Origin of the sequence: Corynebacterium sp. c25Ua_89, from assembly GCF_047459735.1 — a bacterium.
GTDB lineage: Bacteria > Actinomycetota > Actinomycetes > Mycobacteriales > Mycobacteriaceae > Corynebacterium > Corynebacterium simulans.
Genome location: NZ_JASBOD010000001.1, coordinates 244,148 through 264,588 on the forward strand (window position 1 = coordinate 244,148; position 20,441 = coordinate 264,588).

15 protein-coding genes and 1 pseudogene are annotated in these 20,441 nt (G+C 57.1%); 10 read left to right on the forward strand and 6 right to left on the reverse strand.

The window, feature by feature from the left end; all coding sequences use genetic code 11:
* Positions 1 to 87 precede the first annotated feature (87 nt).
* From sigE to QKB66_RS01180, 3 genes are all read left to right on the forward strand, one after another.
* Entirely contained in the window at positions 88 to 753 is a 666-nt protein-coding gene (gene sigE / locus QKB66_RS01170) for an RNA polymerase sigma factor SigE (RefSeq protein ID WP_311518126.1), read from the forward strand.
* A gap of 127 nt (positions 754 to 880) precedes the next feature.
* Positions 881 to 1,339 (forward strand): anti-sigma factor family protein, encoded by a 459-nt coding sequence (locus QKB66_RS01175; RefSeq protein WP_248091278.1) that lies wholly within the window; start codon positions 881 to 883, stop codon positions 1,337 to 1,339.
* 97 nt (positions 1,340 to 1,436) lie between these two features.
* Positions 1,437 to 2,066, forward strand: coding sequence for a Sec-independent protein translocase TatB (locus tag QKB66_RS01180; RefSeq protein WP_414252500.1), 630 nt, complete (start codon positions 1,437 to 1,439; stop codon positions 2,064 to 2,066).
* A 31-nt stretch (positions 2,067 to 2,097) separates the two neighbouring features.
* Here QKB66_RS01180 and QKB66_RS01185 read toward each other — a convergent pair whose 3' ends face one another.
* On the reverse strand, positions 2,098 to 3,234 hold the full coding sequence (locus QKB66_RS01185) for an Mrp/NBP35 family ATP-binding protein (protein WP_096336706.1): 1,137 nt from the start codon (positions 3,232 to 3,234) through the stop codon (positions 2,098 to 2,100).
* Between the two features lie 133 nt (positions 3,235 to 3,367).
* On the opposite strand from QKB66_RS01185, the gene QKB66_RS01190 reads away from it, so the two are divergent.
* A complete protein-coding gene (locus QKB66_RS01190; protein ID WP_248090758.1) occupies positions 3,368 to 4,153 on the forward strand; it encodes a hypothetical protein in 786 nt (261 codons plus the stop codon).
* A 118-nt stretch (positions 4,154 to 4,271) separates the two neighbouring features.
* Here QKB66_RS01190 and QKB66_RS01195 read toward each other — a convergent pair whose 3' ends face one another.
* Both QKB66_RS01195 and QKB66_RS01200 read right to left on the reverse strand, forming a co-directional pair.
* Positions 4,272 to 7,988, reverse strand: a complete 3,717-nt coding sequence (locus QKB66_RS01195; RefSeq protein ID WP_248090755.1) for a multifunctional oxoglutarate decarboxylase/oxoglutarate dehydrogenase thiamine pyrophosphate-binding subunit/dihydrolipoyllysine-residue succinyltransferase subunit — start codon at positions 7,986 to 7,988, stop codon at positions 4,272 to 4,274.
* A 154-nt stretch (positions 7,989 to 8,142) separates the two neighbouring features.
* On the reverse strand, positions 8,143 to 8,910 hold the full coding sequence (locus QKB66_RS01200) for a hypothetical protein (RefSeq protein ID WP_414252501.1): 768 nt from the start codon (positions 8,908 to 8,910) through the stop codon (positions 8,143 to 8,145).
* 187 nt (positions 8,911 to 9,097) lie between these two features.
* On the opposite strand from QKB66_RS01200, the gene QKB66_RS01205 reads away from it, so the two are divergent.
* Genes QKB66_RS01205 through QKB66_RS01215 form a run of 3 tightly spaced genes read left to right on the forward strand, consistent with a single transcriptional unit; the run spans position 9,098 to position 12,596 of the window.
* Positions 9,098 to 10,792 (forward strand): carboxylesterase/lipase family protein, encoded by a 1,695-nt coding sequence (locus QKB66_RS01205; RefSeq protein WP_414252502.1) that lies wholly within the window; start codon positions 9,098 to 9,100, stop codon positions 10,790 to 10,792.
* Positions 10,793 to 10,852: 60 nt separating this feature from the next.
* Positions 10,853 to 11,689 (forward strand): hypothetical protein, encoded by an 837-nt coding sequence (locus QKB66_RS01210; protein ID WP_062035418.1) that lies wholly within the window; start codon positions 10,853 to 10,855, stop codon positions 11,687 to 11,689.
* Entirely contained in the window at positions 11,679 to 12,596 is a 918-nt protein-coding gene (locus QKB66_RS01215; RefSeq protein WP_414252503.1) for a hypothetical protein, read from the forward strand. The genes QKB66_RS01210 and QKB66_RS01215 overlap by 11 nt, the downstream gene beginning before the upstream one ends.
* On the opposite strand, the gene QKB66_RS01220 is transcribed toward QKB66_RS01215, so the two are convergent.
* Positions 12,551 to 13,123 carry a hypothetical protein gene (locus tag QKB66_RS01220; RefSeq protein ID WP_311518131.1) on the reverse strand — a complete coding sequence of 191 codons (573 nt, stop codon included), beginning with the start codon at positions 13,121 to 13,123 and terminating at the stop codon, positions 12,551 to 12,553. The two genes, QKB66_RS01215 and QKB66_RS01220, sit on opposite strands and share 46 nt — an antisense overlap.
* A 142-nt stretch (positions 13,124 to 13,265) precedes the next feature.
* Here QKB66_RS01220 and QKB66_RS01225 point away from each other — a divergent pair, with 142 nt between their 5' ends.
* Positions 13,266 to 14,549, forward strand: a complete 1,284-nt coding sequence (locus QKB66_RS01225) for an MFS transporter (RefSeq protein WP_414252504.1) — start codon at positions 13,266 to 13,268, stop codon at positions 14,547 to 14,549.
* Here QKB66_RS01225 and QKB66_RS01230 read toward each other — a convergent pair.
* Entirely contained in the window at positions 14,546 to 15,346 is an 801-nt protein-coding gene (locus QKB66_RS01230) for a GntR family transcriptional regulator (protein ID WP_414252505.1), read from the reverse strand. The two genes, QKB66_RS01225 and QKB66_RS01230, sit on opposite strands and share 4 nt — an antisense overlap.
* Positions 15,347 to 15,650: 304 nt before the next feature.
* Between QKB66_RS01230 and QKB66_RS01235 the strand changes: the two are divergent.
* Together QKB66_RS01235 and QKB66_RS01240 are read left to right on the forward strand one after the other, a co-directional pair.
* A pseudogene (locus QKB66_RS01235) lies at positions 15,651 to 16,930 on the forward strand ((Fe-S)-binding protein); the annotation flags it as partial.
* Between the two features lie 585 nt (positions 16,931 to 17,515).
* Positions 17,516 to 19,516, forward strand: coding sequence for an ATP-binding protein (locus QKB66_RS01240; protein WP_096336785.1), 2,001 nt, complete (start codon positions 17,516 to 17,518; stop codon positions 19,514 to 19,516).
* Between the two features lie 4 nt (positions 19,517 to 19,520).
* Here QKB66_RS01240 and QKB66_RS01245 read toward each other — a convergent pair whose 3' ends face one another.
* Positions 19,521 to 20,441, reverse strand: a complete 921-nt coding sequence (locus QKB66_RS01245) for a NaeI family type II restriction endonuclease (RefSeq protein WP_096336784.1) — start codon at positions 20,439 to 20,441, stop codon at positions 19,521 to 19,523.

Sequence of the window (20,441 nt, forward strand, 5' to 3'; positions counted from 1 at the left end):
TAGAAGTTTTTGTTTTCGGTGATGCTCACAGTCACTTCGCAGAGTACTGTCTGGCGTTTTGAAGCTCGGTATAGGAAAATGAAATGCATGAAAAGGAAGCACCGCGTCGATTCGTCTTTGCGCCAGGAAACTGGTGTGGCCACTAGCCCAACGGAGCCTTACGTCGCTGCTTCCGAAGAACTCAGCGGCACGGCTGCGTTCGACGCCGGCCAGGCTGCGATGCCTTCGTGGTCGGAGCTCGTGGCCGAGCATGCAGACTCCGTTTACCGCCTGGCATACCGCTTGTCCGGTAACCAGCATGATGCAGAGGACTTGACCCAAGAGACCTTCATGCGTGTGTTCCGCTCGCTCGATAAGTATCAGCCCGGTACTTTCCGCGGCTGGTTGCACCGGATTACCACCAACCTTTTCTTAGATATGGTCCGCCATCGTGCCAAGATTCGGATGGAGGCCTTGCCGGAAGATTATGAGCGCGTGCCGGGCACCGATATGACCCCAGAGCAGGCTTATACCGTGGCCAACTTGGACCCGATCTTGCAAAAGGCACTCGACGAGCTGGCCCCTGACTTCCGCGTAGCAGTTGTTCTGTGTGACGTCGTGGGAATGAGCTACGACGAAATCGCAGAGACCTTGGGCGTGAAGATGGGTACCGTTCGTTCGCGCATCCACCGCGGCCGTGCGCAGCTGCGCGCGGCTCTCGAAACCGCCGCGCAGACCAACGACGAAGCCCGAGTTTTGCTCCGTAGCCGCTAGGCCGCCCACGCCAAAGTGCAATGAGGTCTATTGTGGAGACTAATTAACGAACCCAACGTTCGATAGAAAGGTAGGTGGCTAAACTCCCGTGGAGGATTCTGCACATCAGCACCGCGCCTCGTTTCATATTCGTGGAGTAGAAGGCGCCACCACCACCTTTGACAAGACTCTTGCCAAGGCCCGTGATAAGGCCAAAGCAAGGGCTCGGCGGGCCGATTCCATCGGACACTTAGGCCCCGAAGCTGTGGCAGCTTTCGTCGATGGCGAGATGGATCCCAAAGCCACTCATCGCGTGCATGTTCACCTGGTGCACTGCGCTGAATGTCGCGCCGACGTCCGCGAGCAGCGCCGTGCTTCCCAGTGGGTGCGCAACTGCAACGTTGACCACCAAGTGCGTGCACCGAAGGATTTGATGGCCAAGCTGGCCGGAATCGCAGCTGAAGCAGCTGATGAGGACGCCGCCGCACCTAAGAAAGGGCGAAACAAGTACGGCGCACACGGCGGTTCCAGTGGCGTCGGCGAGCGCGATATCCTTGACAAGGTCGAGATGGTCATTCGCGCCATCAAGCACAATCAGGGGCGTTAACCACAGTGGCGCTCTTGGCAGTTGCGGTATGTCTTATGGGGGTCGGCGCCCTGTTTCACACGACGCACAGGCGCTAACGGAGGGCTAAGATAGCATCGTGTTTTCTTCAATCGGATGGACAGAGATTGCTGTCATCGTGCTTCTTGGCATCGTGATCATCGGTCCAGAGAGGCTCCCCGGCGTCATCATGGATGTCCGTGCTGCAATCTATGCTGCGCGCAAGGCAATCAACAATGCCAAGGCCGAATTACAAGGTGAAATGGGCGGCCTGAGCGAGGAGTTTGAAACTCTGCGTGTTCCCATCAGCCAGGCCGCCGAATGGACGCGCTTGGGACCACGCGGCGCTATCACCAAGGCGCTTTTCGATGGAGACGATTCCGCTTGGGATGATTTCGACCCGCGTAAGCTAACCGAGGGAATGGGCAAACCGCATCTAAGCGCGGGCGATGAGCAAGCGCACTCCGCAGCGCAGCGCGGTGCTTCCGAGCCACGTGTCCAACATGGCCAGCGCAGTCAGCAGGCGAATTTAGGTCAGCAGGGCCAGCAGCGCCCGACCTTCGACTACTCCCAGATTTACGCGGCACCGGCACAACCGCAGCAGAGCTCGGCTCAACAGCCGCAGGCACCTATGCCAAAGTCGGCGCCAAAGTCGGCGCCAAAGCCGGCACCAACTGCGGAAAATGACAACGCAGAAGGAACCGGCTTTTCTTGGGCTGATGTTACCTAAGCAGTTATTGCTTTAGGCGTCTGCCTACTTTTTAGTGGCGGGTAACGCCCAGACCTAAGGTCTTGCCCACCAGAGAGTCGTTGCGGATGGCGAGCTTATCCGCTAGCTGCTTGATTGCCTTTGCAGAAGGAGAATCCGGGGCGGCGGTGATGATTGGTTCGCCGGCATCGCCGCCGGTGCGCAGAGCCGGATCGAGCGGCACCTCAGCTAAGACAGGCACCTCGTAGCCCAAGATGGTGCTAAGGCGCTCTGCTACGACCTTGCCGCCGCCGGTACCGAAGATATCCATCGTGGAACCGTCGGGCAGCACCATGGCGCCCATGTTCTCAATGACGCCGGCTACGCGCTGGCGAGTCTGCTGCGAGATGGAGCCTGCACGCTCTGCCACCTCCGCGGCTGCTGCCTGCGGGGTAGTGACGATGAGTAGCTCGGCGTTAGGGATGAGCTGAGCCACGGAAAGCGCGACGTCGCCAGTGCCGGGTGGGAGATCGAGCAGTAGAACGTCCAGATCGCCCCAGAAGACGTCAGCCAGGAACTGCTGCAGCGCGCGGTGCAGCATCGGGCCGCGCCAGACCACAGGGGCGTTGCCCTCGACGAATTGGCCAATGGAGATGTGCTTGATGCCGTGGGAAATTGGTGGCAGCAGCATTTCATCATCAATGACGGTGGGGCCGGCGGTCGAACCCAGCAGGCCCGGTACGGAGTGGCCGTAGATATCGGCGTCGACAATGCCAACTTTTAAGCCCTTGGCCGAAAGCGCGGCTGCGAGGTTGACGGTGGTGGAGCTCTTGCCGACGCCGCCTTTACCAGAGGCCACCGCGAACACGCGCGTGGTGGATTCTGGCTTGGCGAAAGGAATCTCCGGCTCAGCCTGGCCGCCGCGCAACTTCTGCTTTAAAGCGCGACGCTGTTCATCGCTCATGGCATCCATGGTCACGCTGACATTGCCAACGCCCTCGATGTCCTCGAGGACGGCTCGAGTGTTGGCTTCGATGGTGTTTTTCATCGGGCAGCCGGCAATGGTCAGATAGATTTCGACGCTGACGTCATTGCCGTCGATGGCGACGGATTTCACCATGTCGAGCTCGGTGATAGGGCGGCCGATTTCTGGGTCTTCAACCCGGCTAAGGGCCTCCCGAACGGCGGATTCAGTAATAGCGCTAGTCATAACCCAACCCATCTTAGCCCCTTATTAAATACAGGAAAACGCTGGGATAAGGCGGCGTCGGAAAGCCCAGCAGTGCCGTGTAGAATTTTAGGAATATTTAGGAAGAACCATAACTTTAAGGAGAACTGTGCCGATGCGATCCCGCCGCCTTGTAGCGACGCTAGCGACTGCCGGACTGGCATTGGCTGCATTGAGCTCCTGCACCAAATTTGATCCTTCGGCGGATGAAAAGCCTGGCTTGCACCAAGCGGTAACCATATCCGTCAACCCAAAGTCCAAGCGGCAGCTGTTGCTCGCTGAGTTGTATAAGCAGACTTTGGAGTCCCAGGGCAGAGCCGCAAATGTGGCCAGTAATGAGGAACTGGAGGCCACCTCTGCTAACGAGCAGAACCTCCCGCTTATCGAGAGCGGCGACGGCGCAACGAACTTCTACATCGGTTGCACCGGTGAATTGCTCGATGCCTTCAACCCTGTTGCCGCACGCGAGATTTCGAAGCGCTACGAGGAAGACCAAAAGGACCCCTCGGGCGAGGATTTCTTGGCTACTACCCACGTGGCGCTGATGAATGCGCTACCGCCGGACCTCGCGGTGGTAGAGCCTTCCAGCGCGCAGGGGTGCAAGGAAGCGGAGCCGGACCTGCCGCAGAACTACGTCGTGGTCTATTACAAGGGCCTTTTTGACCGTGAGGAACGCCTCGCAGTGTCTTCCCTGACCAAGTTTTTGACCGATGAGGAAATCCGTGAGCTGCTGGAAAAGACCGACGAGTCCGGTTCTCTGGAGCGAACGGTAAGTGACTGGAACTCGCAATCCAATGCGGGCACCGTCATGGATACTGGTGGCGATTCCAACTCTTCCGGAGGATCCGATCTGACCTCCGGCGATGAGAAAAAGGACAATTCGAGCAAGCCGAAGTCCTAGCTTGACTGCTGAGCAGCTCCTTGTAGAGCTTGCTTTTTCGAAAAAATACTAAAGCGCCCTTGCTACCTCTATTCGAGGCGGCAAGGGCGCTTTAGCCGTTCTATCTGGCTTTTAAGCCTTAGACGTCGAAGGCCTCTTCAAGCAGCTTCTTCTGCTCGATCTGGTGGACCTTGGCGATACCGGTTGCAGTCGAGGACTGCGCACGGCGAGATACGCGGACCATTTCCGGCATATCCGGAATGAGCTCACGCAGGTGCTCGTTGTAGAAAGGCCATGGGCCCTGGTTTGCTGGTTCGTCTTGGACGAAGCGAACCTGGGTGGCATTGGGGAAGGCCTTGAATGCCTCTGCGAGACGGTTGAACGGAATCGGATGCAGCATCTCGAGGCGGACGATTGCGACGTCATCGCGGCCGTCTGCTTCCTTCTTCTTAGCCAGCTCCCAGTAGAGCTTGCCGGAGACCAGCATGATGGTCTTGACCTTCTCGGCGTCGCCTACAACCTTGCCCTCGTGGTCAACGAAGTTCGGGTCATTGATGACGGACTGGAAGTGCTTGATTTCGGTGAACTCGGAGATAGCAGAAGCGGATGCCTTGTTACGCAGCATGGACTTCGGAGTAAAGACGACCAGCGGACGCTTCATGGAGCCCAGCGCCTGGCGACGCAGCAGGTGGAAGTGGTTAGCCGGGGTAGAAGGCTGAGCCACCGTCATGGAGCCCTCAGCGCACAGCTGCAGGTAACGCTCGATGCGGGCAGAGGAGTGGTCTGGGCCTTGGCCCTCGTAGCCGTGCGGCAGCAGCAGAACCAGGCTGGAGAGCTGGCCCCACTTTGCCTCACCGGAGGACAGGTACTCGTCGATGATGGTCTGTGCACCGTTTGCGAAGTCACCGAACTGTGCCTCCCATGCAACGAGTGCGTCCTGGTTACCCACGGAGTAGCCGTACTCGAAGCCCATGCCTGCGTACTCGGTCAGGGCGGAGTTGTAAATCAGGAAGCGGCCGCCGTTGCCCTTGGTCTGAGCCAGGTAGTTCAGCGGGTTGTACTCGGAGCCATCGCGCGGATCGACCGGGATAGCGTGGCGCTGGGTGAAGGTACCGCGGCGGGAATCCTCACCGGCCAGGCGGACCAGCTTGCCCTGGTTAGCCAGGGAGCCGAAGGCGATAAGCTCGCCCCAGCCCCAGTCGATGCCGCCCTCGGTGGAGGTCTTCAGGCGTTCCTTGGCAACGCGGGCAACACGCTTGTGGTACTCGAAGCCCTCTGGGCCGTTGGCGTAGGCCTGGCCAATTTCCTCGATCTCCTCGGCGGTGATGGAGGTATCCAGACCGTGGGTCAGCTCCTGCGCAGAGGTGATACCGTGCTGCTCGCCAGGGGCACCGGCCTCCGATTCCTTGACCTCGGTGAAGACGGATTCCATCTGGTCGTGGAAGTCACGAGCTGCAGCCTCAGCGTCTGCTTCGGACAGGTCGCCACGGCCGATGAGCTCCTCGGTGTAGATCTCACGGACAGACTTGTGGTCATCGATGATGGAGTACAGCTCCGGCTGGGTCATCGAAGGATCATCTGCCTCGTTGTGGCCGCGCAGGCGGTAGCAGATGAGATCGATGAAGACGTCCTTGCCGAACTTGCGGCGGTATTCGGTAGCCAGCTGGCCAACCCAGACAACTGCCTCTGGGTCGTCACCGTTGACGTGGAATACCGGGCAATCGAAGCCCTTCGCAAGGTCGGTGGCGTAGTGGGTAGAACGTGCGGAATCCGGGGTAGTGGTGAAGCCCACCTGGTTGTTGACCACGATGTGGACGGTACCGCCGGTGGTGTAACCACGTAGCTGGGACAGGTTGATGGTCTCCTGAACAATGCCCAGGCCGTTGAAGGAGGAGTCACCGTGCAGCATGACTGGGACAACAGAGAAGCCATCCTGGCCCTTGTCCAGTAGGTCCTGCTTAGCGCGGGCGATGCCCTCCAGGACTGGGTCAACGGCCTCGAGGTGAGACGGGTTAGCAGCCAGGCTGACATCGATTTCGCCGTCACCGAACATCTGGATGTGGTGCCCCTGGGAACCCAAGTGGTACTTAACGTCACCGGAGCCACCGAGCTGGCCACCCTTGTAGTTGCCGTCGAACTCGCCGAAGAGGTCAGCCAGTGGCTTGCCAACAATGTTGAACAAGACATTCAGGCGGCCACGGTGCGGCATGCCGATGACGACCTCGTCGAGGCCCTGGCCCGCAGCAGTGTCCACGATGGCATCCATCAGCGGGATGAGGGACTCAGCGCCCTCGAGGGAGAAGCGCTTCTGGCCGACGTACTTGGTGTGCAGGAAGTTTTCGAATGCCTCAGCAGCGTTGACCTTCTGCAGGATGTACTTTTGCTCAGCGTTGGATGGCTTTGGCATGCCAGCCTCGAGGCGATCCTGCAGCCAGCTGCGTTCATCGCGGTCCAAGATGTGGGCGTACTCGGAGCCGACCTTCAGCGTGTAAGCATCACGCAGACGCTTGACGACGTCGCGCAGCTTCATGGTCTCCTGGCCACCGAAGCCGCCGACGTTGAAGGTGCGGTCCAGATCCCAGATCGACAGGCCGTGGGTCTTAAGGTCAAGGTCGCGGTGATCCGGCCAAGGCAGGCCCGGCTGACGCCAGCCAAGTGGGTTGACGTTGGCGAGGAGGTGGCCGCGGGAGCGGTAAGCCTCGATGTACTGCATGACGCGGGTGTTCTTGTCCACGCCGGTGTTCGGGACATCCTGTGCCCAGCGGAATGGCTGGTAAGGAACGCCCATGGACTCAAACAGCTCGTCCCAGAAGCGATCATCGGTGATCAGCTGGCCCAAGGTGCGCAGGAACTCGCCGGACTCCGCGCCCTGGATGACGCGGTGATCGTAGGTGGAGGTCAGAGTGACCAGACGGCCTACACCCATGTCAGCCAGACGGTCCTCGGAGGTGCCGGCGAACTCAGCCGGGTAATCCATGGAGCCGACGCCGATGATGGCGCCGGAGCCCTTGGTCAGGCGGGCGATGGAGTGGCGGGTGCCGATGCCGCCCGGGTTGGTGAGGTTGATGGTGACGCCGGAGAAGTCATCCATCGTGAGCTTGTTTTGGCGGGAGCGGTTGACGATGTCCTGGTATGCGTCAACGAACTCGGAGAAGGACATCTTCTCGGCTTCCTTGACCGCTGCAACAACGAGTGCGCGGGAGCCATCCTTCTGCGGGAGGTCGATAGCGAGGCCCAGGTTGACGTGCTCTGGCTGTACGACAGTCGGCTTGCCGTCCTTGACCTCGTAACGGACGTTCATGTCCGGGTGGATCTGGGTCGCCTTGACCAAGGCGTAGCCCAAGATGTGGGTAAAGGAAATCTTGCCACCGCGGGTGCGCTTGAGGTGATCGTTGATCATCGCCCGGTTTTCCCACATCAGCTTGACTGGAACGTCGCGCACGGTGGTTGCGGTTGGAATCTCGAGGGACTCGTCCATGTTCTTAGCGATTGCCTTGAACATGCCCTTGAGCTGACGCTCGCCAGCCTCCGGAGCCTCGCCGATGCGATCGAGCGGGGAATCTGGGTAGTTCTTCTTGGAGTCAGAATCCTTGCCTGGCTTCTCTGCTACCTTCGCTGGCTTTGCTGCTGGCGCACCGTTCGGGGCAGTAGAATCTGCAGCTGGCTTCGCCGGAGTGGACTTCTTCGCGGAGGATTGTGCAGCGGCTGCTGGGGCAGAAGCCGCGTTCTTCGGTGCTCCGTTGGCCTCAAAGTAATCGCGCCACTCCTTATCTACGGAGTTGGGATCCTTTGAGTACTGCTGGAACTGTTCGTCAATCAGCCACGCATTGGGGCCGAAAATGCTCGAGTTGCTCACGGCAGGAATTCGCCTCATTTCCTTGTTAATTACGGTTCGTTAATGGGACTTTAGTAGGGCCTTCGCGCGGGTGCACACAGCACCCCGAAAAGTGTCTTCAACCATGATACGTTCCGAGATGTTTTGCTCACTAGGTCAGGGGTGAAAGCGCCCCTTATGAGGTGGGCAAAGGCGAAAGTTGCTCGCCAGCATGCTCAATTACCTTCTTGGCGAGTTTCCGGTTGGCAGAAGTGCCGAGCACTGCACCGATGCCCATTGGCATCAGCTTGGAGACCCATGCCCATTTCAGGCGCTTGGTTACCTGCTTGGCAAAAAGCTTGGTGAGCCGGCCGTTGAGACCGCTTAGGGTTGGGCCGGTAAAGCGCGACAGGGTGGCTGCGGATGTAACGCCCTTGACGGTGCCCATGTCGCCGACCAAGGTGTCAACCAAGGCGCTGCCCTTGGAACCGGTCAGCACCAGCAGAACCAGGGCACGGCGCCGTTCTTCGTCTTCGATGTTGTCACCGCGCAGGTAAGCAGAAGACAATACGTACCAAGAGGCGGCTTCCAGGAAAACCACGGATTCTGCCGCGATAGCAGCGATACCGGCGATGGTGCCTACACCAGGAACTGCGGCGGAAGCACCGGCAGCAGCACCAGTGCCAGAGACTAGGTTGAGCAAGTGCTTATCGAGGATTGCTTGGATTTGTGCTGGGTTTGATTCCGGATTTCGTTTGCGAAGGCCATCAACGTATTTCTTGATAACACCAGACTGCGCTGCGACTGCTTTGTCTAGGCCATCTAAGAGCGCGTTGGTGACGCGGTTGGCTTCTTCCGGGTTAATCTCATAAACATCGTCGGAGTTGGAGGGATTTGCCGGGCCCGTCGCGTTGTTAGAAACCCTCTTTTCAATTGCGCCTTTTGCCTTATCTAAAATGCTCATCTTCTAAAACACCTCTAAAAACTGTTTATGACAACCGGTATTTGGTTGCCTGTTGTAAATACCACCGTAGCGAAGTGTCTCTGCTTTTTCCTGAGCGCTTGCTGTGGATTTAGCAATAGCGTTGGTCGAGAATTTTTTAAGTATCCAAACCCGCCTAAAAGAGAGAAACTTTTCTAGTCTTAGAAGTATGAAAGCTGAGGGGAGCTTCGGGGATATATCCCGTGAAACTAGTTCCGCCGCTGCCCGCATGCATGCAGCGGATGCGCATCGTCGTGCCCGCGCTGCCGCGGAGGCCGCTGCCAACGTGTGGGAAGACGAGCTGACGGTACGGACTTCATCTGGCTGGGTACGCGGCACGAGGGAAGAAGATCTCCGTACAGATCGCCCAATTTCCGCGCCCGTGCGCTCTTGGAGGGGCATTCCATTCGGCGCCGATACCAGTGGCGCCCAGCGTTTTCGTGCTGCCGAGAAAGCTCCCAGTTGGGAAGGCGTGCGCAAGTGCTATGACTTTGGTCCAGTAGCCCCGCAGCCTATCTATTCTTGGCAAGATCGCGTCGCGGGCGGAGAGGATTGCTTGCATCTCGACGTCGTTCGCCCAGACAACGACGAAAAGCTGCCGGTGGTGGTCTACATCCATGGCGGCAGTTTCATCGTTGGCTCCTCGCACATGCTTATGCTGCGTGGATTCGAACTGGCTGCGCAGATGAACGTGGTCTACGTTTCCATCAACTTCCGTTTGGGGGCGCTGGGCTATTTGGATCTGCGCAGCCTGGAAGGCGAGTGCTCGGCCAACCCAGCGGTATCGGACCAGCTCCTAGCCTTGCAGTGGGTTAAGGAAAATATCGCCGCTTTCGGCGGAGATGATGGCAACATCACGTTGATGGGTGAATCTGCCGGTGGCGCAGCGGTATTGACACTGATGACGGTGCCGCGTGCGCACGGGCTGTTTCACCGTGCGATTGCGCAGTCGCCGCCGATTGGCATGCTGCATTCGCGGGCGCAGTCAACGTTCTGGGCGCGCGAGTTGGTCAACCGTATGGCCTTGCCGCGCGCGGCCAGCGTGGATGATTTGCGCGAGCTTGAATTCGGCGACATAGTGCGCGCGGGCCAATCGATGATGTGGCGCGCGGGCGAGCTTTTCCACTTGAATTCCTGCTACGCGCCCACGGTGGATGACGATTTGATTCCTTTGCATCCGTTGGAGGCTTTCGCCCAAGGCAAACAAGCCGATGTACCGCTGTTGGTGGGGACGAATTCGGATGAGGCGAGCTTTGGCAAGTTTCTCTACCAGCGGCGAAGTGCGCGTCAACGAGCTGCGTTGCGCTTGTTGGCTTCCTTCGATGAGGTCAACGCCCCAGCTGTGGTGGAAGCCTATGGCGGGGCAGTTGCTCGGCAGGATTTTGCGCACCTGCTTACCGACGCCCTGTTCTGGGCACCCACCGTGCGCGTCGCCGATGCACACTCGCGGGAGCACGAGACCTGGATGTATCGCTTCGATTTTGCGCCGGCAGCGTTGAAATGGCTTGGGCTAGGTGCGATGCATTCGATGGAGCTGTCCAATATCTTCGGCGATCCTGGCGCTTCCCGGGTCTCCGCACTGACCCGTATGGGCGATAGTGCACTGATGGATGACATGACCCAACTCATGCAGTCGCAGTGGTCCTCTTTTATCCATACTGGTCGGCCAAACGAGGACTGGCCGCGCTATGAGCCAAGCCAGCGCAAGACCATGATTTTTGACTCGGAGCCGCAGGTCGTGGTTGCGCCCTTCGAGCGGCGTCGCCAGGCATGGCAGAACTATCACATGCTCGAGTGGGGAAGCGGTCGACCCGAGCTTTTGGCTGCTCTCGGTTTAGAAACACGGCAGCAGGATAACGGGTAGGCTTTGAGGAGCCTTGGTGATAGCCATGGTGACCAACTGCCACATGGATGGATTGCACTGATGAGCTTTTTTGAAGATATCGCTTCTGCGTTGGACGCTGAGGGAATTGAGTCCCGCGTCAATGATGACGTGATGTTTGTGCCCATTACTTCGGATCTTGAGATTCAACTAGTGGAAATTGACCCAATCCTGCCTGCCGCGAATGTCTACATTGCAGCAGCGGATGTGGATGAAGATGATGAAGACTTTGAGGCCGTGCTGGTCTCGGTGGCCTTCTCCGTGGATGATGCAGTTGAGGCTGTGGCAAAGCACATCGCTACCGATCAGGTAGTGACGGTTTTGCGGGACCTGCTGGAAGGCACCGATGAACGCATTGCGGACCTTGAGTTTATGCAGGATGAGTTCAACCCGAACCTCGTCGTGGCTGAGGTGGCTAACGACTCTGAGCTGCGCGTGCTCGTAGAGACTGTCGATGGCGTGCCCTCTGCCATCGTGCGTTTCTTGGCATTCGACTTTGACGAGGAAGAGTATGACGAGCTCGAGGATGAAGCCATCAACGAGCTGTGGGAGCAGGACGAGGACGATGACTTGAGCGAGGAGCAGCGTCTTGCATTGTTTGAGGTCGGCGAGGCTCACGATTCCGCCCCAATCATTGAAGTCCCGGCCGAGGCTTTGGAGCTTGGTACCTACACTGACTTCGATCGCCTCTTTGATGTGCTGAGCTTGGTCTCCGATCAAGCTCTGGACTGGGAGTGTCAGTTGGTTTCCTTCGATGATGCACAGTTTGAGGAGCCCGACGTCTACGACATCTTCGGCGCTGACGACGATGAGGATGAAGCGCTAGATGATGAAGATGATGATGTCATCGATGACTACGATGACGAGGATGAGCTCTAAACTGGGCGCCGTATCGGGCCTCTTCCGCAATCGCTGGCGTCAACTAAGCGTCCTCTTCTCGGTGCTGGTTGCCGCAGGCGCGTGGTCTATGTCGACATCCCCGCAGTTCCGGGAGATAACCTATACCTTCTCGAGCCCTTTGACCATCACCATTTGGGCGTTGGGCTTGGTTGCAACTGCGGGCCTATTACTTTCTAGGTACGGGCTATTTCCGCGCTATATGATGTTCAACCCCGTGATGGGGATGGCGCTGAATATGCTTATTGGCTCTTTGGTGGTAGGAACGAACATCCCCTTTTATTTCGATACTTTGGGCACTATCGTGGTTGCCATTTTGTATGGGCCTACCTTGGGTATGGCTACAGGCCTCGGCGCTTCTGTGCTGAGCGCTAGTTATGCTGCGCATCCTTTAGCCTTTATCCCTGTGTCCATGTTCGTAGGGTATATCTTCGGTGCGCTGGCGCAACGGCGCATGTTCCGTTACGTGGCAACCACCATCGTGATTGGCCTGCTGGCCGGATGCTTGTCAGGCATGATTACCGTCTATCCCACGATCTATTCGCTCGGTGGGGAAGGCGATATCGGGCGTGAAGGCCTGTTGAACTTCTACCAGATGGTAACTGGAAATGACCGCTTGGCCATTATCTGCCAGGCGCTTACCTCTGATTCCATTGACAAGGCCTTCACAGTCGTTGCAGCGTGTCTCCTCATCCGTTTTGCCCCTGCCGGCTTGCGGTCCTATGCCGTCTATCCCGGAAACGCAGCAATTGCGGATAGCGTCTTCCGTGAAAATAGCGAAAGCCTTGGGCACGGCGATGGCATTCGCCGCGGTTTGCGCTATATGGACCGTGGTATCAGCCGCTATGCTGCCTGGCTAAAGCCTGCGAAGAGTGAGACTGGAGAGTGAACCGGAAGGTAGGCACTGTCAACCAGCCACACGAACCGCTGCGCTTCGGCATTGGTTAGCTCGTGGACAGCGTCTGCTAGCTCCGGCGGCACCATTGCACGCACCCATGCTTCGGCAAGCTCCGGGGTAACAGAGGCTCCTGTCGAATCAGTAATTCGTACTGAGACGAGATACGCGGGCACTTGGTCTTCGCCATAGCCCAAGACTCGTGCGCGGGCGCGCTCGCCCACACGATGGCGCGTTATTGCCATGGTTAGTGCCGGAAAGCCTGCTACTGCCGGAAGCTCCTTTAATGGTGGCCGCCATGTTGGCGTGGGCCGCGCCAGCGAGCGTGGATGGCGCACTATCCCGTTTAGAGCGTTGAGCGTTTCTGTTTCATGGAAGAGGATGTCAGCGGCTATCTCGCCGGCGCGGAGGCGCTCGGACACATGCGAATGGCTATGGGTAGTGCGTGCACGCCGGCTTGCGGCGTGGCGGATGCCGAAACGGGTGTTTGTGGAAGCAGGGGAGTTCTTGAAGTTCTTCATGGCGCACAACCTAATTGGTGTAGCTGACATGAAAAGAAAATTGTGCGAAAATTTGTTCGAATTGGGATTTTTCTAAACTATTTCTAGTGTCATTTCCATCCTTAGCTGCCGGTTTGCCAAGCGGGTTAAGGTAAATGTTGCTATGCCCCACAATGAAAAAGCAGCTATTGCAGCAGATGAATTAAGTGCCGGTGAGCCCAAACCGCAAGCAGTGCCAAAGATCCCCCGTGAAATTTGGATTATGGTCTCGGCGGCCTTCATTATCGCCTTGGGCTACGGCATCATCGCGCCGCTGCTTCCACAGTTTGTGGTGAGCTTCGATGTATCGATGGCGGCGGCGGGCATGGTGGTCTCGATTTTCTCCGCCAGCCGTCTCATCTTTGCACCCGGTGCGGGCAAGCTCGTGGACAAGTTTGGCTCGCGTTGGGTTTATCTGACGGGCTTATTTACGGTGGCGATTACCACGGCGCTCGTAGCGGTGGCCCAGGAATACTGGCACATCGTGCTCTTCCGCGCCCTGGCGGGTATCGGTTCCACGATGTTCACGGTCTCTGCCATGGGGCTTATCGTGAAGCTTTCGCCGCCGACTATCCGCGGCAAGTGTTCTGCAACCTATGCCACGGCCTTCCTGCTTGGCAATATCATCGGCCCGCTGCTTGGCGCCAGCCTCGCGTTTATGGGCTTTAGGTGGCCTTTCGTGCTTTATGGCGCGGGCGTCGCGCTTGCGGCGGTTGTGGTCTGGGTTCTCATGCCTTCGCTTTCGCGCGATGGTTCTGCGGGCGCGGCGCTGCCGCCGATGAAGCTCAGCGAGGCATGGCACGATACCGCCTATCGCGCGGTGTTGACCTCTAACTTTGCTCAAGGCTGGATCAACATGGGTGTGCGAGTTTCCGTGCTGCCGTTGTTTGCCGCCTCGGTCTTTCATAACGGCGCCGCTGCCTCCGGCTTTGCTCTAGCTGTATTCGCTGCGGGAAACGCTGTGGTGCTGCAATTTTCTGGCAGGTGGGCCGATATCTACGGCCGTCGTCCTATGATCCTCATCGGATTGGTGGGCACGGGCGTGTTCGTGGGGCTTATGGGCTTGGCCGATACCATCCCGATGCTGCTCATTGTCTCGGCTTTTGCCGGCGCCGCCTCCGGGCTTATCAATCCGGCGCAGACTGCCGCTATTGGCGACGTCGTGAGCAACAAGCGCTCCGGCGGTCAGGTGCTTTCCACCTTCCAGATGGCCGGTGACTTTGGCCAGATTCTTGGCCCCATCGTGGTTGGCGGCCTGGCGGACTACTTCGGCTTCGCCAAAGCCTTCGCGGTATGCGCGGGCATGGCCGCCATGGGGCTCGTGGCTTGGCTGTGCGGCCGTGAGACGCTACAAGAACGCCGCGCTATCGTCCGCCGAATCCCGCTGCGCAAGAAGAAGCGCTTTTAAAACTCGCCAGTGTGAGCGTCCCAGATTTCCTCGACTCGTGCGTCGAGAAGGGCGGCGTCGGCAAGCGCGTCAAAGCCCGCAGTGTGCACGAGCGTCTGGCGCAACAGCAGCCGGCCGGTAGTGGTGATGTGCTCGCTCATGCGCTGGCGCGCGGCACGGGCATCACCCTCCGCGATTGCCTCAATGATGGGTAGATGCTCTGCATAGACGTCCGATAAAGAGCGCTCGCTGCGCACCGTTGAATCGGTCAGAATCTGGGTATGCGTGCGCAGCCGTGCCAATGTATCTTGTGCGCGGCTGGTGGCACCGGCTTCCAAGATGGCGTCATGAAGGCGCCTATCCCAGTTGAAGAACTGGGCCTCGTCGCCTGCCTGTACATGGGTTTCCATGGCCTGCAGGATTTCGCGCATCTGCTCAATTTGTGCGGGAGTGCGAAACTCGGCGGCGCGTGCGGCAATTCGTGGCTCTAGTGCCAGACGCATGTCGAAGATTTGCGCGACGTCAGAAGGCTTGGTCTCCACAATCTGGAAACCCCGATTGCGGGAGAATTCAATGAGCTCTGCTTCTTCCAAGCGGAGCAACCCGTCGCGGACAGGGGAGCGGGAAATCTCTAGCTCCTCTGAAAGTTTGTACACGCTATACCACGTACCCGGTGTCATTTCCCCTGCTTGGGCGCGATCGCAAACATAGTCCATGACCTCGCGCGCGAGGTTTTTGCGCGATTGGAGCGTGGTTGGCCGAGGCGGTGGCACCTCGGTGGCTTTTGGCACTGCGGCGGAGAACTTGGAGGAACTCATTCTGCTGTTGTCAGATGGCCGCGAGGTGACCTTTAGCGAGGGTGGGTGCGACGACCCAGAAATCGAGCAACGCTTACGAGAACTTGCAGAAGCAAACGCCACGCTTATCGACGCCGAGCTCGGCCGCTTTCCGCGCCAGGTTTCCGGTTACGGGTTGCACTACCTGTTGGATAAGCATGCCTTCGACACCGCCAAGGCGTTGGCGGGGTCGGAGGGAACCACGGGCATCATCACGAAACTGAAGGTTAAGCTGGTGCCAGTGACTAAGGTCAAGGCGCTGGCAGTGCTGGCCTTTGACACTGTCCAGATAACCGGCGACGAGATGCACTCGACCCGCGGCCGTGCCCGCATGTTCAGTGAGATGTTCCGCGGCGAGTCCATCAAGGACGGCTTCGATTCCAAGGAAGTGGAGGAAGCCCTCGACCTGTGCTTGTCCTGTAAGGCGTGCGTTTGCGAATGCCCGGTGAACGTGGACATGGCGACGTACAAGGCGGAGTTCCTGCACAACCACTACAAGGGCAAGCTGCGCCCGGGCACGCACTACGTGATGGGCTGGCTGCCGCTGCTGGGCTATATCGCACACAAGACTCCGCTTCTGCCCACGCTCATCGACAAGACGATGTCCACCAAGGGCCTCGACAAGCTCATCGCGAAGGTGGGCAGCCTCGACCCGAACCGCCCGCTCATCCGCTTCGCCCACACCTCTCTGCGCAAGTGGCACAAGCAGCACACCCCCGTCGCCGCGCTTGACGGCGTCGCGCACAACGACGCCGCGCACAACGGCACCGCGAACAACAACGACAAGGCGACGGTACCGCCGCTGGCCGACAACGAACGGACGGTCGTCCTGTGGCCGGATTCTTTCAATTCCTCACTGGGTACTTCACCGGCGACGGCCGCGGTAGAGGTTCTCGAAGCACTCGGCTACACGGTGGTGATCCCGCAGCAGTTCGGCTGCTGTGGCCTGACCTGGCACTCGACTGGTCAGCTTGACATGGTAAAGCGCGTGCTGCGGCAGACGGCCAAGGTGATGAAGCCTTACCTGGACCGCGGGCTGCCTGTGATTGGCGTGGAGCCCTCATGCACCGTGATGCTGCAACATGAAGCCGCTGAGCTTTGCGACGACCCGACATACGGCGCAGTGATTAAGAACCTGGCGTGCAACACCCACTCGTTTAGTGAGTCTATTGCCAAGCGCCTTGAGCAATTCATCGCCGCCGGCGTCATCGCGCCGGGCGATGTCTCCGCGCTGACACAGGTGCACTGCCACGAAAAGTCCTTAGGCGACCCGCAACATTCCGCTGCCGTGCTGCGGGCGCTCGGAATCAAAGAGGAACAGATCACCACCGGCTGCTGCGGCTTGGCCGGCAACCGGGGATTTGAGAAAGACCATGCTGAAGTGTCCATGGCGCTGGGGGAGCGCGAACTATTCCCGAAGGTGAGGAAGGCAACCACGGAAGGCAAGGTCGTCATCGCTGATGGCTTTTCCTGCCGCACTCAGATCGAACGGGGACAGGGAGCGATGCCAAGCACATCACTGAGATCGTCCACGGCATCATCGGCAAGGCCAGCTACTACAACTAAGCAGGCGCCCGATAAAACCACAACATCGGCCGGGCTTCCGCCACAAAGTGGGGAAGACCGGCCGCTGGCTGTTTTGTACTAGCGCTGGTTGTTGTCCACTAGTTCTTTTACATGTTCGCTGTTAGTACCGCGGCGCAGGGTAACCGTATGGCCCAGAACCATAAGGTATTTTCTAAGCAACAAAGATAAGAAACCTTCAGTCTGTATGCGAAATTAAGCCTTTCGCTTTGCGTCTCACGGTGGCCTCGAAAATGACCTCTATGCGACTGTTTTCAGCCGCAAAAAGTTGCTTCAGCATCTCTCGTTGGAGTGACCACTCAAACTGGATGGACTGTTCTTCTGAGGTGTATATGTACTGGAGGAAGCAGTGTATGGGCGCGCCCTTTTGTAGTGTAAGTTTCGTTTGTACGTTCGGGCATCTCTGCGAGGTGAAAGTCTTGAACCGGTGGATTTTCAAGCGAAAACTAGAAAAGGTGGCCTTACTGTTGGTTAGATAAGAGGTTCGAACTTGTGAAAAATGCTGACTGACGTCGAGTTTTGTGGATAGTGTGCTTAGTGAGAGCTAAGTTTCAGGAGGTCGTCAGCATGTCTCGTCAAGTTTCCGTCGATAATTCCGCGGTTGGAAATCTGATTCGCCAGGCATACCAAGCCGGTGGAAAATTTCAATGGGTCCGTGAAAGTTTGGTTAACTCAATCCAAGCTGAGGCAACTTGGGTCAAGTTTGGAATTGAGGAATCGGGGTACGAAAGTCAAGGGGTCCTTCGTCGCTATGTTGCAGATAACGGCCATGGAATGAACGAAGATGAGCTTGGTGACTTTCTTTCTCATTTCGGTTCAGGCGGCCGTGAAATCTCCGATCATGGAAACTTCGGCCAGGGTTTTAAAGCATCTTGTTATCTCTGGAACCCATACGGAATTGTTGTGCTCTCGTGGACGAAAGGCACTCCAGATGGGCGCATGATTTGGATCCACAAGCGGGTACGGAATGGGACAGAGTACTGGGAGCTGAAAGACTTTGAGTCTTACGATGAGTTCGGAGACCCCTTCGTATCTGACTGCATTCCCCCGACTAAAGAAGCTTTATCTGAAATTGGAGTGGATCCGGACCGCCTGATGTTTGAGCAGATTCGTGAAGCTGGACAGGGCACAGTATTTTTGTTTCTCGGAGATTCCGCGTTGCGAGATACCCAAGGCGGAGATTTTCTTCGTCAAGAAGAACAACAGTCAAGAGGCATTCTTCGATACATAAACATGCGTTTCGTAGAGCTTCCCGACGACGTTGATATCCGTGTGGAGAATCTAGAGAAACATGTTCGCTCCGCAGAACGCCGCGGGTCTAAAGACAGCTTTTACCTGGGACCCGATGGTAAAACGACAGTTGGTGTCCACAGTAGAACTCCCAAGGGAATTAAGGGAATGATTCCCGATGGCGCAGTCAAAGGAGTAATGGAGAATGGCCCGTACGACACAAAGTTTCACTGGTACCTCAGCCCCTCTGATGCGAAACCGGTAAAAGGCGGCGATGGCCCTACCAGGCCAGTTATTGCAATTTTGTATCAGGGAGAGGCGTATTCGCTGCTCCAGACGACGAGTGATTTTAGATCCTTTGGGCTGCCAAAGGCGGTTCGAGATCGAGTATGGCTAACGATTGAGCCGCCGGAATCAATTGAAGGCGATGAAACAACTTGGGGAGTTAAGCCACAAGGTTCAAGGAATCAATTGATTGTGTCTGGTGGTGGAATCCTTCCCTGGGCTGAATGGCGCGATTGGTTTTCCGATTCGTTGCCTGATGCGATTACAAACGCAATCTTGCTGTCCGATAATTCGGTTCCCAATCCTGAGGATCTCGAGCAAGAAGAAGCATTGCGCCGAACCATGTCGCGCTTTAGTCAACGCTTCCGGCCAATTCATATTGTGGAGAACCCCAACGGAAATGTGCGTGCGACTGGGCAAATTTCTTCAACAGGGTCTCCCGAGTCTTTAGGCGGTAGCAGGCCGCGTGGTGAGGATTCCGAGACCCACAGTGGCTCAAACGAAGCAACTGGAGGACAAGGCGACACGGCCGTTCTGTCAGAATCTATCGATGGGGACAAAACCGGTGTGCGTCGAGCGAAATCCGATGGCATTCCAAAGGTTTCATGGGATGACGATTTTCCGTTCGAGGATCGGTTCCTCGCAGCGAGGTTCGAGCCAAACGAAAGGTTCAGAACTAGTAATGGTGGAACGGGAAAAGGCGTTTTACATCTGAATTTGTATTTTCCGCTTTTCCAAAATGAGTTTAAGTATTGGCAGGAACAGTACGGTCACGCTCCGTATGAAGAAGTCATGGAAATCGTGAAATCTGCATACGAAAGTGAAGCAGTGTCCAAGGTGATGCATGCGAAAAAGCTGAATGGTGCTCGAACAATTAGTCCAGAGGCGCTAGAAGAAGCTGAGTCCCCCGTAGATTTGAGGATTTCTCAAACCGTAGTGAATGCTTGGCTAGGGCCAGAAGCTCTGACTGCTGCGCTGTTGGGGCTGGTTAATGTTGAGTCGCGGATAGTAAATCGATTTAATGGGCGTCACTACATCAGAACCGGATTATAGATGTCTACTTGAATGGGAGTGTCGGGGCTGGTTCGACTTCATCGGTTGGTGTTGCAATTCGCCAGTAAGAATCATCGATATAGGTCTTAGAGCCCTCGAAGCTTTTCTCACACTTCACTAATCGCGTTGATAGTGAATCACCGTCTTTGGGGATTGGTAGGCCTAATTCGGCGGCAATTTTTTGGTGCTTGAGGTAATCTCCAAGGATCACGATCCCCTCAGGCTGTAGAGCAGAACGAGAGCCTCCGTTGTATCGAATACGTTTCATATAGTCCTTTTGCTGCGCGACAGTGGCGATGATGCCACGTGGGACTATGATGCCTTGAGCAATTCTGAACAATTCATTGAGGCGCTGAGCTCCGGAACCTGAAGCGAAAATCTTTGCTCGGTCGTCCTCGCTGAGTTGTAGGAGGGTGTTCGGCGGAAAAGCTTCGTCGAGGAAAAGCCATTGAATTGCGCTGCGACCAGCGGCGGAAATCGAGCGCTTGCCGTCGCGATTGCTGCCTCTAGTCAGAATTGAGTAATCGAGAAAAGCGAATCCCACTCGAAAAGTTCCCTGCTCATCGTCGGCATGGCAAAGCATTCCATGATGCCCGAGAGCCTCGATAGGGATCATCCAGCCAAACTTCTGTTTCGAGTACTTGCAGTCAACTTCGAAGCCCTCGATGTCGAAATCCATCACCTCACCGTCGCCGATAAAGCCGTCGAATTCTCGGCGAATGTTGATTTCGACTATTGAGCCGAGGTGAGCAGATTCGGTCTTACTGAGCTGGCTAATGGCGAAACGTCCAGTATGTTGACCATCATAAATCTGGTCGAAAGACTCGCGGAAGACACGTCCGAGCCGTTCTCCCGTGGGGTCTTGCTCTTTGAATGCTGCCGCTAGCTGTATAGAAATCGTGTCAGGTTGAATCTTGGCAATCAC

Excerpts from the sequence above, each read along its gene's own strand:
- sigE (WP_311518126.1), top strand. The coding sequence starts at position 88 with ATGAAAAGGAAGCACCGCGTCGATTCGTCTTTGCGCCAGGAAACTGGT.
- QKB66_RS01185 (WP_096336706.1), bottom strand. The coding sequence starts at position 3,234 with ATGACTAGCGCTATTACTGAATCCGCCGTTCGGGAGGCCCTTAGCCGG.
- QKB66_RS01190 (WP_248090758.1), top strand. The coding sequence starts at position 3,368 with ATGCGATCCCGCCGCCTTGTAGCGACGCTAGCGACTGCCGGACTGGCA.
- QKB66_RS01200 (WP_414252501.1), bottom strand. The coding sequence starts at position 8,910 with ATGAGCATTTTAGATAAGGCAAAAGGCGCAATTGAAAAGAGGGTTTCT.
- QKB66_RS01205 (WP_414252502.1), top strand. The coding sequence starts at position 9,098 with ATGAAAGCTGAGGGGAGCTTCGGGGATATATCCCGTGAAACTAGTTCC.
- QKB66_RS01210 (WP_062035418.1), top strand. The coding sequence starts at position 10,853 with ATGAGCTTTTTTGAAGATATCGCTTCTGCGTTGGACGCTGAGGGAATT.
- QKB66_RS01215 (WP_414252503.1), top strand. The coding sequence starts at position 11,679 with ATGAGCTCTAAACTGGGCGCCGTATCGGGCCTCTTCCGCAATCGCTGG.
- QKB66_RS01220 (WP_311518131.1), bottom strand. The coding sequence starts at position 13,123 with ATGAAGAACTTCAAGAACTCCCCTGCTTCCACAAACACCCGTTTCGGC.
- QKB66_RS01225 (WP_414252504.1), top strand. The coding sequence starts at position 13,266 with ATGCCCCACAATGAAAAAGCAGCTATTGCAGCAGATGAATTAAGTGCC.
- QKB66_RS01230 (WP_414252505.1), bottom strand. The coding sequence starts at position 15,346 with ATGAGTTCCTCCAAGTTCTCCGCCGCAGTGCCAAAAGCCACCGAGGTG.
- QKB66_RS01240 (WP_096336785.1), top strand. The coding sequence starts at position 17,516 with ATGTCTCGTCAAGTTTCCGTCGATAATTCCGCGGTTGGAAATCTGATT.